This window comes from Dictyoglomus sp. (genome assembly GCA_025060475.1).
GTDB lineage: Bacteria > Dictyoglomota > Dictyoglomia > Dictyoglomales > Dictyoglomaceae > NZ13-RE01.
Window position 1 is genome coordinate 96,029 of sequence record JANXBZ010000009.1, and the last position, 14,247, is coordinate 110,275.

Sequence of the window (14,247 nt, forward strand, 5' to 3'; positions counted from 1 at the left end):
TATTAAATGGAGGTAAAAGATGTATAAGGTAGGAATAATAAGAACAAAAGAAGATATTCATAAATCTGTAGGAGAAGCTTTGGATCTTATTGGAGGCATAGAAAGATTTGTGAAAAGGGGAGATGTAGTTTTAATAAAGCCCAATGCCTTCATTAGTAGAGAGGAAAAAGGATTTGTCTCAGATACAAGAGTTGTTCTTTCCTTAGCAAAATTATGTAAAGAACAGGGAGCAAAAGAGGTTTATATAGGAGAGAGAACCCCCACAGTTTTTAAGTGGTATTCCCAGGAAAAGATTGATTTCGCTAAAGTTCTGTGTTTTGATGATGGTCCCTATAATTTAAAAATTATTCCTGAGGCAAGGGTTATTAAAACTGCAGTACCTATTCCTAAAATTATTGAGGAATGTGATGTTTTTATAAATGTTCCTGGATTAAGATTTCATGCTCTTTCTCTTCTTTCTAATGGGATGAAAAACATGATGGGAATAATGCCTAAGGAAACTACTCATATTATTCATATTTCTGGATTAGAGGATGCTATTGTAGATTTAAATAAATTTAGAAAAAGCGATCTTATCCTTTCCACTGCTATTCACACATTAGTTGGAAATTTTCCTGTAGGAGGGTATGGAATTGATAGTAATACTTTAATTGTGGGCGATAATGTGGTAGCAGTTGATTCAGTATGTGCTAAGATTTTGAAACTCGAGCCTACTGAGATAAGACATTTGACTTTAGCCAATAAGATAGGACTTGGTCCCATTGATTTACAAGAAATAGAAATTTTAGGAGAGTCAATAGAATCCTTAGAGTGGAGAGAAAAAATTGAAAAGCCAGTGGTTGATTATACACCATACAGAGAAAGAATAAATATAATTGATCCTTCAAGTTCTTGTCTTTGCTGTAAAAGGGCACTTGCTTGTGGAATTTCTGATATCTTTGAAGAAAATAAAGATTTAGATCTTAAATATATTACTATAGCAGTAGGTCCTATAGAAGATTTAGATAAATACAAAATTACAGAAAAAGTTATTTTATTTGGTAACTGTACTTACCCTTATAGGGATAAGGGGTTATATGTCCAAGGATGTCCTCCAAGAGCAAATATGGCAAAGCAAGCAGTGAAAGAGCTTATAAATAAATAATTTTTCCTTCATCAGCAGATTGACGTGCCCATAATGCAATTTCTGTAATGTAAAAGGAATCCTCGGCGCTTATCATACATTTTCCTTCCCCTCTTATTTCTTTTATAAAATCTAAGAATATATTTCCTTCAGGAAGGAGGGGTAATTCTTCCCCTCCATATTCTTTATTTATAAGAAAAACTTTATTCCATATAACCTCAATTACTCCCTCAGTTCCAACTATTCTAAGACGATCATCATCATGGGATAACGCAGATTCAGGACGAAGATAATCAATACTTAGGGAAGCAAAAACCTCATCCTCTAGAGTAAATTGACAGAGAGCTGTTGTTTCTAAATCCCCATGATCTTTATTATATTTCTTAGAATGAACTGCATATACTGACTTAAATTTTTTTCCAGTAAACCAATAAATCCAATCTATAGCGTGAATTCCTACCCACGGGATAGTCCCTCCAAAAGACTCTCTTTTTTTATAAAATTCATCCCGTTTACCTAGTTTATAGGATTTTTGAGTGTTTATTAAACGAACTTCTCCTACTGCTCCCTCTTTAACCCTTTTCCATGCAGTTAAAAACCAAGGTTTATATCTTATTCCAAACATAGCACAAAAGTGTCTTTTAGAAGATTTATAAATTTCTTTAAGTTTCTCAAGATCTTCAAAAGTTGTTGCTACTGGTTTTTCTGAAAAAACATTTATACCTCTTTTTAAGGCCTCCATATTAACCTTCGCAAGATTTCCAAAGTGGCAGGCAGAGACTGCAATGTCAGGATGTAACTTATCTAACATTTCTATGTAATTGTCAAAAATTTGAACTTCTTCCTTATTGTCAATCATATTTAAAACTTTATCTATCTTTTCTTCCTTGGATCCAGGAGCAACTCCAATAATTTTACACTCTTTATCTTTCTTTACTCCTTCAATCACATAATTTATATGTCCTGAAGAACCTATAATACAGATTCTCATTTTTTTCACCTCGATATTAGTTTGATGACTTTTCAATTATTCTATTTCAAATCCAAACTGTCAATATATTTTTTCCCATTGTCCTAGAGTTAACTCTAAAATTTATAATTTAAATAATTAAAAGTAAATGTCGAAGAGAGGTGAAATATAATGATTCATGAAAGAATAAATATCATTTCCGATGGGCGTGTATATTTAAAAACATATATTCATGGAGGAGCCTTTGTTTTTCTCTCGGACAGAGAAGCAGAACCCGTAGCAATAACCTTAGAGTGGAATAACACTAATGCTATTCAGAAAGATCCTAGGTTTTATAACCCCCATGCTGGTAAGATAGCAAAAGACTGCACACCAGAGTTCGATATTATAAATTATATTGGATTCCATGTACCTCCAACATTTATGTGGCATAATCTAAAAGAAAAAAATCCTAACGTAGCTTTGTGGGTTCCTATGTGTGTAAATTGGCTTAACAGTCTATTTAACCTATAAAGGAGGTAAAAATATATGAAGTATAGAGAAATGGGGAAATTGGGAATAAAAGTCTCGATTTTGGGTTTTGGAGCTATGAGGCTTCCTACAAGGGGAAGTTATTCTGATATAGAGGAAAAGAAAGCTATAGAGATGATACAATATGCTTTAGATCATGGTGTGAATTATATTGATACTGCATATGTGTACCATGATGGGCAAAGTGAGGTAGTAGTAGGAAAAGCAGTAAAGAATGGATATAGGGATAGAGTATATATCGCTACTAAGCTTCCTGTATGGCTTTTAAAAGATAAGTCTGATATGGATATGATATTAAAGGAACAGCTTCAAAGATTAGATACAGATTATATAGATTTTTATCTTTTACATGGAATTGATGAGGATTCCTGGAAGAAATGTCTTAGCATGGGAGCATTAGAATGGGGAGAGAAGATGAAAGAAAAAGGGCTAATAAAATATTTTGGGTTTTCCTTTCATGATGAATTAGAAGTGTTTAAAAAAATAATTGATTATTATAATTGGGATTTTTGTCAGATTCAATACAACTATATGGATGTTAATTTTCAAGCAGGAAAAGAAGGTTTAGAGTATGCAGGAAAAAAGGGAATTGGGGTAGTTGTAATGGAACCTTTAAAAGGTGGAATTCTTGTGAATCCTCCTGAAGAAGTAAAAACAGAAATAGAAAATTATAAAATAAAAAGATCTCCTTTAGAATGGGCATTTTTATTTATATGGAATCATCCTGAGGTCTCTACAGTACTTTCAGGCATGAGTAATCTTGACCAAGTAAAGGAGAATATTGAAATGGCGAGTAAAGCTGAAATAGGACTTCTAACTCCCGAAGAACTTAAATTTATAGATCATATAAGAAAAGTTTATGCAAGTATAAAGGCGATAGATTGTACCCAATGTAGATATTGTATGCCCTGTCCTTATGGAGTGGATATACCTCGTAATTTTGCTCTTTATAATGATGGTGTAAGGTTTAAGAGCTTTAGATCTCAGTGGTATTTGGGGGCACCATGGTTTGTTTATAATCACGAAATGAAACCTGAGGAAAGGGCAGAAAATTGTAGAAAATGTGGAGAGTGTGAAACGAAATGTCCTCAGGGACTTCCCATAAGAGAACTTTTAGATAAGGTTGTGAGAGAGCTAAGAATGGAAATATAAATTAAAAAAGGAGGGAAAATCCCTCCTTTTTATTCTATTTTTCAGGATAGGGTAATGGTCCCACGATTTTATGGGGTATATATGGTTCTTCTAGGTACTTTATTTCTTCATCTGTTAATTTAACAGATACTGCCTTTACCGCGTCTTCAAGCTGTTCTATTCTTGTAACTCCAACAATTGGTGAAACTACAGGATTTTTATGAAGAAGCCATGCTAAGGCTACCTGTGCCCTTGATATTCCACGATTTTTGGCAATTTCTCCTACCCTATCAATTATCTCCTTGTCTACCTCTTTTGTTGAATCGTATTTTATCTTTGCTATTTCGTCAGTTTCATAACGATAGGTTGTTTCTCCCCATTCCCTTGCAAGTCTCCCTGCAGCAAGAGGACTATAGGGAGTTAAGCCTACTCCTTCCTCTTTACAAAGGGGAATAAGTTCCCTTTCATCCTCTCTATAAATTAAATTATAATGATTTTGCATAGAAATAAACTTTGTCCAACCATGTTTTTCTGCAGTATATAACGCTTTTTGGAACTGCCATGCGAACATAGCTGATGCTCCTATATATCTCACCTTTCCTGCTTTTACTACATCGTAAAGAGCTTCCATGGTTTCTTCAATGGGAGTATTGTAATCCCAACGATGGATAATATAAAGATCTATATAATCAGTACCAAGACGTTTTAAACTTTGATCAACTTCGTGCATAATAATCTTTCGGGAGAGTCCTGTAGAATTTTTTCCCTCACGCATGGGGAAATAAACTTTTGTAGCTATTACAACTTCATCTCTTCTTGCAAAATCTTTTAAAGCTTTTCCTAAGATTTCCTCACTTCTTCCCAAAGAATATACATTAGCAGTATCGAAAAAATTAATTCCGAGTTCTAAGGCTCTCTTTATTATGGGACGACTATTTTCCTCATCTAAAACCCACTTGTGAGTCCAGATGTCTTTATCTCCAAAACTCATACATCCAAGGCATATTCTCGAAACTTCTAATCCTGACTTTCCCAATTTCATATATTCCATAATTTCACCTCCAAATAGTTTTTTGATAAAGTTTATTATTTTGAGTAAACTCTAAGTCAAGAAATTTCTATGAGGGTATATTAGAAAAGGTAAGATAGATATTACCATATTTAAATATTTTATGTTATAATCTTAACAATGAGAATTATTTTATTTTTTCTTTCTTGGCTAATAGGTTGGATATATTATAAAAGATTGAAATTATTAGAGAGAAAAGGTTCTTCAGAAGAATATAAAATTTCTGTTATTATCCCAGCAAGAGATGAAGAAAAGAATCTTCCTAAACTTTTGTCATCTCTTAAAAATCAAACCTATAAACCTTACGAAATTATTTTAGTAAATGATAATTCTAGAGATAGAACTGAGGAAATAGGAAGAGAGCATGAGGTTAAGGTAGTATCCTTAAAAGAAGAACCTCCTGAGGGTTGGATTGGAAAAAACTGGGCTTTATGGAATGGGTATATAGAATCAAAAGGAGAACTTTTACTTTTTTTAGATGCAGATGTGGAACCACGGGAAGACTTCATAGAAGTGTTACTGTCAAATTATGATGTTTTTAGGGGACTTATCTCTTGTTGGCCTTACCAAAGATTTGAGAAGTTTTATGAGCATTTTAATTTCACTTTTAATCTTGTTTCTATATTTTCCATGTTTGCCTCTGATAAGAAAGAAGGGGCTTTTGGGCCTGCTATTATTATTTCCCGTGAGGATTATGAAAGGATTGGAGGTCATAAAAAAATAAGAAGTAAAATACTAGAAGATCTTGCTCTTGCTAAAGAATGTATAAATTTTAATATTCCTGTCAACAATTTTCTTGGTGGAAAATACATAAAATTTAGAATGTATAATAGCTTTAAGGATCTTTTCCTAGGATTTACGAAGAACATAGCTAAAGGAGCTTTCTCTATAAATATAATTAATTTTTTACTTATATTTTTTTATTTTTATGGTATTTATGGAAGTATTTTTTATTTTAAGAGTGATTTATTAAATCCCTTTTATTTAATTTTTGTAATCCAGTTTTATATTGTTACAAAAAAATTAGGAGATTATAAATTTTATGATGCTATAATTTATCCTTTACATTTCCTTTTCTTTCTTTTTACATTTTTATATTCTTTATTTAGAACCTTCTTTGTAAAGACTGTTATTTGGAAGGGGAGAAAAATCCATGTGGATTAATTTTCTGGTTATATTTTTACAATTTATTTCTGGTTCTATCATGTATTCATATATTCTAGCTAATATTCTAAAGGTGGATCTTTCTAAGGTAAGAGATGGAAATCCAGGAGCTTCAAATCTTTGGCGTGCTGTAGGTTGGAAATGGGGAGTTTTAGCTCTTATTCTGGATTACTTGAAAGGAGCTTTCCCTATTTCTCTTTTTGTAGCTTTGGGTATTGTTAAAAATAATTACATAATTGCCTTATCTTGTCTGGCAGGAATATTAGGACACGCTTTTTCTCCAATGCTCAATTTTAAAGGAGGAAAAGCTGTTGCGGTTTCTTTTGGTGCATGGTCTGTCTTAACAAAGTGGGAAGCACCAACTATTTTAGGTACTGTCTTTACTATATTTACTATTTTTAAACCTAAAGGAACAACAGTAGAGGAGGATGCCTTTAGAGTTCTTATTGGCTTTTTGGTTCTTCTTCCTTATGTACTATATAAATTTTATTTAGGATATCATCCTATCCTTCTTTTATATGTAGGAAATCTTATTGTAATTTTATATAAACATTGGAAGGATTTAAGAAATTACTTTAATACTATGTTCTGACATAGGATTTAATAATCCTTTAGGAAGTACTCTTTTTAACAGTTCTTGTTGCAACAATGTTTGCTTTTGTATCTAAAATATTCTGAATAATTATCTCCCCTCTTTTTATGGGTGCTTTTACTTCGTAGGATCTTAAGATATTCATAATAATTTTTATATATTTTATAGAGATAGGCTTATCGGTTTTTACAGAAACTAAAGGTAATTCTCCGCCCACAACCTTTATACTCGTAGTTAAAATTCTCTTAGGATCTTTTATTTCATCTTGGGCATAGTCAATTCCCCTTTTACATTTATTCCCATCTATTTTTAATATGGAATTATCATTACCCGAAATTTCAATATTAAGCTTGCATCCAATAGGGCACTGAACGCATACTAATTTTTTAAACATAAAATTTCTCCTCCTTTATGCAGACTTCTATTTCCTTTAAATTTTTTATATACTTTTCAGGGATATGTACTCTTAATATCTCGCTGGGAACTAGATCTTTATATTCTTTTTCAAAAGTTCCAATCTTTAAAATTCCCCTTTCCATAGGCTTTCTTACTCGAAGATATAGTGTTAAGTCCTCTATTGGAGTATAATAATTAGGATATAAAATACCAATGTTTTTTCCCTTTTTAATTGGAATCCTCTTTCCGAATCTTTGTCCTTTAACATATAAGCTTGCATATTTTCCTACTTTTTCTCCCTCATAGGTTACATAATCTACAAGATCATAAATTATGGTACAATTTCCTGAAGCAAAGACAAAATCTAAAGAAGTTTGCCCTAAATTATTAACAGAGAATCCTCTACTGGTCTTATCTATTTCTACCTTGTCTTCAAGGAGTTCAGTATTAGGTATAAGTCCAACAGAAAGGATAAGAGTATCTACTTTAAAAATTTTTTCACTCCCAGGTATGGGATTAAAATTTTCATCAACTCTTGCTACTACTACTTCCTCTAATCTTCCCTTTCCTCTAACCTCTGTTACCGTTGAGGATAAGTATAATGGAATTTTATAATCTTCAAGACACTGAATTACATTTCTTAAAAGTCCACCAGGGTAAGGAAGCCTTTCTACAACTCCTACAACCTCTACTCCTTCCAAGGTAAGTCTTCTTGCCATTATAAGTCCAATATCTCCTGATCCTAATATTAGGGCTCTTTTGCCTGGGAAGATATTTAAAATATTTATATATTTCTGGGCAACTCCTGCAGTAAATATTCCAGAAAGTCTTTTTCCAGGAATTAAAAGACTTCCAAATGGTCTTTCTCTTGCTCCTGTGGCAATTATTATAGCCTTCGTTTCTATATCCTTTATCCCATGAGGAGTGACAATGTATATTTTTTTCTCCTTTTCGTCAATCGAATATAGAAAAGAGTTTGAAAGGACTTTTATATTAGTTTTTTTCAACATGTCTATAAATATTTCTGCATACTCTGGTCCTGTTAATTCTTGTTTAAAATAATGGAGGCCAAATCCATTATGAATACATTGGTTTAATATTCCCCCAATTCTTTCTTCTCTTTCTACAAGAATAACATCTACCCCCTCTTTATAGGCAGAAAGGGAAGCAGAAAGACCTCCTGCTCCACCTCCTATTACTACCACATCAGTTTTCATGGTCTTACCCTCCCATTTAGAATCCAAGAATCTTCTGAGTTTAGTACTATCTCGGAGATATCTTTTTTAAGTTCTCTTGCTAATATTTCTAGTATTCTTGACCCACAAAAGTTTCCCTGACATCTTCCAAAGGTTGCACGGGTTCTAAATTTAACTCCATCTAAAGTTTTTGCTCCCCTTCTTATTGCTTCAACAATTTCTCTTTCTGTTACCATATTGCAGTAGCATATTATGTTTCCACATAATGGATCTTTTTTAATCTCTTCATTCCATTCTTCTAAAGAAAGTTCTGAATATCTTCTAATTCTTTTTCTTTTTGCCTTAAAATCTTTTTTTCTCGTCAAATTTATTTTTAATTTTTCTTTTATTATTTCCTCCACTACATATTCTCCTATGGCTGGTGCAGAAGTAAGGCCTGGAGATCTTATCCCAATTACATTAATAAAATTATTTAGCCTTTCACTTTCTTTTATAAAAAAATCCTTAATAGGAGTTTCTGCCCTAAGTCCTGCAAAGGTCTTTATAGCATAGGATATATCTATAGATGGCACTAATTTTTTTGTTTCATCTATTACTTTTCTTAATCCACGATAAGAAGTAGCATTATTTTCTTTTTGGTCTTCAGGAAGATCTTCCGCAGTAGGGCCAAGAAGGATTCCTCCATCTATTGTAGGGACTACTAATATTCCTTTGCTTTTAGGAGTAGGAGTAGGAAATATAATTGAATTTACAATATTTCCTAGTTTTTTATCTAATAGTATATACTCTCCTCTTCTGGGATATATGGGTACAAACTCTGATCCTGCCTTTTTTGCTATTTCGTCTCCATATAATCCTGCAGAGTTTATGACTAAATCTACCTCATAAGAATTTTTATTAGTGATTACCTTAATAATTCTTTTATTTTTTACTTCAAAATCTGTTACTCTTTCTCCAAGAATAAGGCTTAATCCATTTTGGATTGCATTTTCGGTAACTGCAATGGTAGCTTCCCAAGGTTCTATGATTCCTGCAGTCTCCGCCCACAAGGCATATTTTATTTCTCTACTTAAATTAGGTTCCTTTTCAAAAATTTCTTCTCCTTTTAGAATTGTAAGATTGGGTACATTGTTTTTTTCTCCTCTCTTTAAAAGTTCTTCTAAAACTTTCAACTCCTCATCATTAAAGGCAACAACTAAGGATCCCTTTCTCTTAACATCATATTCAAGTTCTTGGGAAATTTTAAAATGTAGCTCATTTCCCCTTGCACAAAGTTTTGCTCTTAGAGTTTCTGGAGGATCATCATATCCTGCATGTAAAATTCCTGAATTTGCCTTTGTAGCCCCCCAACCTATATCTAAATTTTTTTCTATAAGAATAAGATCAAGGTCATATTTAGAAAGCTCCCACGCAATAAAAGCTCCTGTTATTCCTCCTCCAATAATTACTACTCTCATTCTTTATCCCCCTTTATAAATTAAAAAGCCACACGGTTGCGTGTGGCTTTCTTCTCCACATTCTCCTACCACACAAAAAATTTTTTATTTTTAATCTTTTAATCTAGGCTTCTTCCCAGTTTAAGGCTCTTGATACTGCCTTTTTCCACCCCTTATATAGTCTTTCTCTCTCCTCAAAGGACATTTGAGGAGTAAACCTTCTTTCCATTTGCCATAATTCTTCAATTTCCTTTTGATCCCTCCAATATCCCACAGCAAGACCAGCCAAATATGCAGTTCCTAATGCAGTGGTTTCGTTTACCATAGGTCTTTCCACGGGAACTCCCAAGATATCCGATTGAAATTGCATAAGGAAATTGTTAACTACTGCTCCACCATCTACCCTTAAAGATTTTAATTTTATATTACTGTCCTTTTCCATGGCTTCTATAACATCCCTTGTTTGATAAGCTATGGATTCTAAAGTTGCCCTAACAATGTGTTCTCTTTTTATTCCTCTTGTAATTCCTATGATTAAGCCTCTTGCATACATATCCCAATAAGGTGCTCCAAGTCCTACAAAGGCAGGCACCACATATACTCCTCCCGAATCTGGAACACTTAAAGCAAGGGATTCTGTTTCCTGAGCAGATTGAATAACTTTAAGTCCATCTCTAAGCCACTGAATAGCCGCTCCTGTAATAAAAATACTTCCTTCAAGGGCATATTCCACTTTGTTATTTATTCCCCAAGCTATTGTAGTTATAAGTCCTGATTTTGAAAAGAAAGCTTTATCTCCTGTATTCATTAGAATAAAACATCCTGTTCCATAGGTATTTTTCACCATGCCAGGATTAAAACATGCCTGACCAAAGAGAGCAGATTGTTGATCTCCTGCGTTGCCAGAGATGGGAATTTCTAATCCAAAGAGATTTTTATCAGTGTATCCATATATAAAGCTTGAAGGTTTTACTTCTGGAAGCATTGCTCTCGGAATATTAAGAATATTTAGAATTTCATCATCCCAATCTAATTTATGGATATTAAACAACATAGTTCTTGAAGCATTGGAATAATCTGTAATATGGACTTTCCCTTTTGTAAGATTCCATATAAGCCATGAGTCTATTGTTCCAAATAAAACTTCTCCTTTTTCTGCTTTTTCCCTTATTCCTTCTATATTATCTAAAATCCATTTTAGTTTTGTTGCAGAAAAATAAGCATCTATCACAAGTCCTGTCTTTTCTCTAATAGTATCAGAGAGCCCTTGATTTTTAAGCTCATCACATATTGGTGCTGTTCTTCTACATTGCCAAACTATAGCATTATATACGGGTTTTCCTGTGGATTTTTCCCATACTACAGTAGTTTCCCTTTGATTTGTAATACCGATAGCAGAAATATTCTTTAGTTCTATATTAGCTTTTTCAATAACTTCTTTTGCCACATCCAATTGAGAATTTAAAATTTCCATGGGATCATGTTCTACCCAACCTGGTTTTGGATATATCTGAGTAAATTCCTTTTGAGAGACGGAAACTATTTTACCATATCGATCAAACAAAATTGCCCTTGAGCTTGTAGTTCCTTGATCCAAGGCAAGAATGTATTTCATTCCAGCACCTCCCAATAATTAAAAAGCCCTACTTATCCCTTTCATAGGAATAAGTAAGGCCTTTCTCTTTACTTCTCCTGGCCTAATATATCCTTTGAATATATTATATTGAATTTACTTATATATGTAAAGCTAACCTTTTCAATCCTAAATTTGTAAGAGAAACTATAAGAAAAGTCTTAGAAAAAATAATGGAAATGCCTCTAAAAATGCTAAAGTCCTTGGCATATCAAGGAAAACAGATTCTTCGGAATTTAATCACTTTCTTCTAAATCAAAGTCTTCAGGAACTTGCGTTATCTTTTTAATTAACATAAAATCTTCTTCTATTTCAATTTTCTGTTCAAGTACTTTTTTATTGAATTCATTAGAATAGGCTATAATAAGGTTTTCGCAAGACTTAAAAATATTATTAATTTCTTTTGCTATTTTCCTGTACTCTTTATTTGAAAGTCCTATCTCTTTTATCTCTTCTCTTCTAAGTTTAAACTTTCCTATGATAGCTCTATATCCAAAATTATCAAGCTCATTACAGAAAGTAGTCTTAAATAAGCTCCAATTATGTATATCAATATTCTTAAAAACAGAAATCACACTCCTAGGATCTTCAATAACTTTCTCGATTATCTCCATCAATCGAGAAGGCTGAACTTTAATAAACCCATTTGGAAGAGGAGTATCATCCTTATAATCATAGCCTGAAACTACAATTATTACATCAGAATTAAAAACAAAACTGTTATTAAGGAGAAACTTAACTAAGTTATCCATTCTTCTCTTCCCCCTTTTCAATAAAACAGTTTAGTTTACTTTAGGGCATCACCAATCTTATTCCCACAGAAAGGACAATAATAGGGAAAAACCACAATAAAAACCAAAGAAGTATACCAAAGGTAATACCAATAGTAGTTCCGGTCTCTTCCCATTCATTAGTAGGTTCAATATTTGAGACATTGTATAAACCATATAGCAACCCAAAGGCACAAAAAACCGTCCACAATATTATTAAGACTTTACAAACTTTATACATTTTGTTTTCCTCCCTAAAATATTAATTTTTTCCCACAATAGGGACAATAAAAAGGATTTCCATCATAATACTTACCACAGTGTGGACATAATTTAGGTAAATCATTACTACTTATTTCGTGAGGAAGTTTAGGTCTCTCAATAAGCCAGAGAGGTAGAAATATGATCCAGATTAAAAATGTTCCAAAAGCCCACCAAAAGGCAGAACTACCAACTTTTCCCCTTCTTTTAGCATCTTTATATACCTTATAAATTTAAATTTGGAAAATATGAATATGAACAGGTAAATGCCTATACATTAAAATAGATCCCATAAGTTTATCTCTTTTTATCCTATAATCCCAGCCAAGTCCCACGGATTTATATTTCTTAAAAGAAGCATTCTTAATCTTTTCAATATAGCTTTCTATATCTTCTTCATTCTTGGTCTCTGTTTTCTTTCTAATTAAAAGATCAAAAGCATAGCTTTTCAGTAATTTCCCATGAAAATTTTTATACACAGAGGGTAGAGAAATAATATCAAGACCTATAATTTTTCCATTAATCACAAAAGCACATCCATTTTGTCCCTCAATAGGAAAAGAATTTTTAGTTATCTCTTCTAAATTAGTTTCTACATTTTTGAATATGTCTCTTAAAGCTCTTGTTTTTGAGTTTGATTTTAATATAGAATCATATCTATCTACCTCATCCCAGATAAGACTTTGCTCAGTTTTAAATTCCTTAGAGCGACTAAGATGATCATATAAAGATATGTTCTTCTTAGCTCTCATTTCAAAAGGAATAATTATTTCTGGATCTCTATGATTAGGAGAAGTAAAATCCCATCTTCCCTTCTCAGTACAACTTACGGGAATATTTAGTACTGAATTTTTCTTTACCAATATTGATGTATTTATAACTCTATTTTGTTTTCCACCTTTTAATTCCTCTCCGTCCATTATAAACACATTTATATTTAGTCTGTTTACTGCCTTTAATGTAGGAACTTCTCCCCAAGTATTTACCTCCTGAATTATAAATTTTCCAGAATTCAATGCTTCCTCAAGAGAAATAAAAGGATGAATATGAGAAATATTTAGAAATAGAGGAATAATTGAAAATCCATTAATTTCTTGAGACTCCTTCCATTTAATTTGGCGGAAAATATCAGTAATTTTCATTATCATACCCCCATATTATTAAAATTTTTTCTACTTTAAATAATAAAACATAAAAAGGTCAAAATTGGTCCCTTTAGAAATTTTCATTAAAATTCAAGAATTCATATTACTTATGAGGTTCTTTTTGATACCAATGGATCACCATCTCAATGCTTGAGTAGGAAATTCTTCCGCATCTAAAATCACATGTTTTGGTTTCTCTTTTTCAGTGATACTTTTTCCCAGGAATTTACTTATATATTCTATACCTTTGCCTGCAAATTATTAATTAAAATATTTTAGCTAAATTAACAAGGAGATTATAAGTGAACCATCCATCTTCTGTAATAAAATACTGAGGTTTTCATTAGAAGAATCCCTTTGAATTCCAACCTTTACTATCAAGCTCGTTTTGTTTAAATTTAAAATAGTTTATAAAAAATCTTAATCTAATTTCTTCTTGAACATTCAAATTACCATCTCCTAAGAAATGTTCTACAGCTTTTTCCCAGCCCTCAATCAACACTTTCCTAATCTCGTAGGAATTAATATAGCTACTTTGTGCCATTTCATAAAGAGTTTCTTTAAGTTTTTCCATGGAACCTTCCGAGCATTTTTCTAAAATTGTGTTTTTCACAAGCAAGACCATAATATTCCATGTTGTATTTCTTTTCTCTTCGCACTCTTTATGTTTTTTTTGTAAAAATCCTGCTGGTTTTCAACAATATATACAATTTCTCATAGAAATACCCCTCCTTAACTTACTTTAATATATAAAATCTGTATAATAGTCAGAAAAATAAGAGAAATCAAAGTGTATATTTGTTTTAAATCCCACATAGTTCAGATCTAAC

At 32.2% G+C, this 14,247-nt stretch carries 15 protein-coding genes; 5 read left to right on the forward strand and 10 right to left on the reverse strand.

The genetic code is table 11. The features are described 5' to 3' along the window. Window positions 1-19: 19 nt before the first annotated feature. A complete protein-coding gene (locus tag NZ841_06395) occupies window positions 20-1,144 on the forward strand; it encodes a DUF362 domain-containing protein (GenBank protein ID MCS7202385.1) in 1,125 nt (374 codons plus the stop codon). Here NZ841_06395 and NZ841_06400 read toward each other — a convergent pair. Next, window positions 1,131-2,114, reverse strand: a complete 984-nt coding sequence (locus NZ841_06400) for a Gfo/Idh/MocA family oxidoreductase (GenBank protein ID MCS7202386.1) — start codon at window positions 2,112-2,114, stop codon at window positions 1,131-1,133. The two genes, NZ841_06395 and NZ841_06400, sit on opposite strands and share 14 nt — an antisense overlap. Window positions 2,115-2,264: 150 nt before the next feature. Between NZ841_06400 and NZ841_06405 the strand changes: the two genes are divergently transcribed. After that, a complete protein-coding gene (locus NZ841_06405) occupies window positions 2,265-2,606 on the forward strand; it encodes a hypothetical protein (GenBank protein MCS7202387.1) in 342 nt (113 codons plus the stop codon). Between the two features lie 15 nt (window positions 2,607-2,621). Then, a complete protein-coding gene (locus NZ841_06410) occupies window positions 2,622-3,776 on the forward strand; it encodes an aldo/keto reductase (protein MCS7202388.1) in 1,155 nt (384 codons plus the stop codon). A gap of 34 nt (window positions 3,777-3,810) precedes the next feature. On the opposite strand, the gene NZ841_06415 is transcribed toward NZ841_06410, so the two are convergent. Next, complete coding sequence (locus tag NZ841_06415; protein ID MCS7202389.1) at window positions 3,811-4,806, reverse strand: aldo/keto reductase; 996 nt, start codon at window positions 4,804-4,806, stop codon at window positions 3,811-3,813. 138 nt (window positions 4,807-4,944) lie between these two features. Here NZ841_06415 and NZ841_06420 point away from each other — a divergent pair, with 138 nt between their 5' ends. Together NZ841_06420 and NZ841_06425 are read left to right on the forward strand one after the other, a co-directional pair. After that, a complete protein-coding gene (locus NZ841_06420; protein ID MCS7202390.1) occupies window positions 4,945-5,988 on the forward strand; it encodes a glycosyltransferase family 2 protein in 1,044 nt (347 codons plus the stop codon). Further along, a complete protein-coding gene (locus NZ841_06425) occupies window positions 5,978-6,580 on the forward strand; it encodes a glycerol-3-phosphate acyltransferase (protein MCS7202391.1) in 603 nt (200 codons plus the stop codon). The genes NZ841_06420 and NZ841_06425 overlap by 11 nt, the downstream gene beginning before the upstream one ends. A 19-nt stretch (window positions 6,581-6,599) precedes the next feature. Here the strand turns inward: NZ841_06425 and NZ841_06430 are convergent, their stop codons facing one another. The 8 genes from NZ841_06430 to NZ841_06465 form a co-directional block, all read right to left on the reverse strand. Continuing rightward, window positions 6,600-6,974: a DUF1667 domain-containing protein gene (locus tag NZ841_06430; GenBank protein ID MCS7202392.1), complete on the reverse strand. Its 375-nt coding sequence runs from the start codon at window positions 6,972-6,974 to the stop codon at window positions 6,600-6,602. Next, window positions 6,967-8,193 carry an NAD(P)/FAD-dependent oxidoreductase gene (locus NZ841_06435; GenBank protein MCS7202393.1) on the reverse strand — a complete coding sequence of 409 codons (1,227 nt, stop codon included), beginning with the start codon at window positions 8,191-8,193 and terminating at the stop codon, window positions 6,967-6,969. The genes NZ841_06430 and NZ841_06435 overlap by 8 nt, the downstream gene beginning before the upstream one ends. Continuing rightward, window positions 8,190-9,629, reverse strand: coding sequence for an NAD(P)/FAD-dependent oxidoreductase (locus NZ841_06440; protein ID MCS7202394.1), 1,440 nt, complete (start codon window positions 9,627-9,629; stop codon window positions 8,190-8,192). Before NZ841_06440 ends, NZ841_06435 begins: the two co-directional genes overlap by 4 nt. 103 nt (window positions 9,630-9,732) lie before the next feature. Beyond that, window positions 9,733-11,223, reverse strand: coding sequence for a glycerol kinase GlpK (gene glpK, locus NZ841_06445; GenBank protein MCS7202395.1), 1,491 nt, complete (start codon window positions 11,221-11,223; stop codon window positions 9,733-9,735). Window positions 11,224-11,477: 254 nt separating this feature from the next. Further along, on the reverse strand, window positions 11,478-11,993 hold the full coding sequence (locus NZ841_06450) for a hypothetical protein (protein MCS7202396.1): 516 nt from the start codon (window positions 11,991-11,993) through the stop codon (window positions 11,478-11,480). A gap of 40 nt (window positions 11,994-12,033) precedes the next feature. Beyond that, the gene (locus tag NZ841_06455; protein MCS7202397.1) at window positions 12,034-12,252 is read right to left on the reverse strand and encodes a hypothetical protein; all 219 of its coding nucleotides are present in this window, start codon (window positions 12,250-12,252) and stop codon (window positions 12,034-12,036) included. Window positions 12,253-12,505: 253 nt separating this feature from the next. Beyond that, on the reverse strand, window positions 12,506-13,414 hold the full coding sequence (locus NZ841_06460; GenBank protein MCS7202398.1) for a hypothetical protein: 909 nt from the start codon (window positions 13,412-13,414) through the stop codon (window positions 12,506-12,508). A 346-nt stretch (window positions 13,415-13,760) separates the two neighbouring features. Then, window positions 13,761-13,991, reverse strand: coding sequence for a hypothetical protein (locus NZ841_06465; GenBank protein ID MCS7202399.1), 231 nt, complete (start codon window positions 13,989-13,991; stop codon window positions 13,761-13,763). Between the last annotated feature and the right edge of the window lie 256 nt (window positions 13,992-14,247).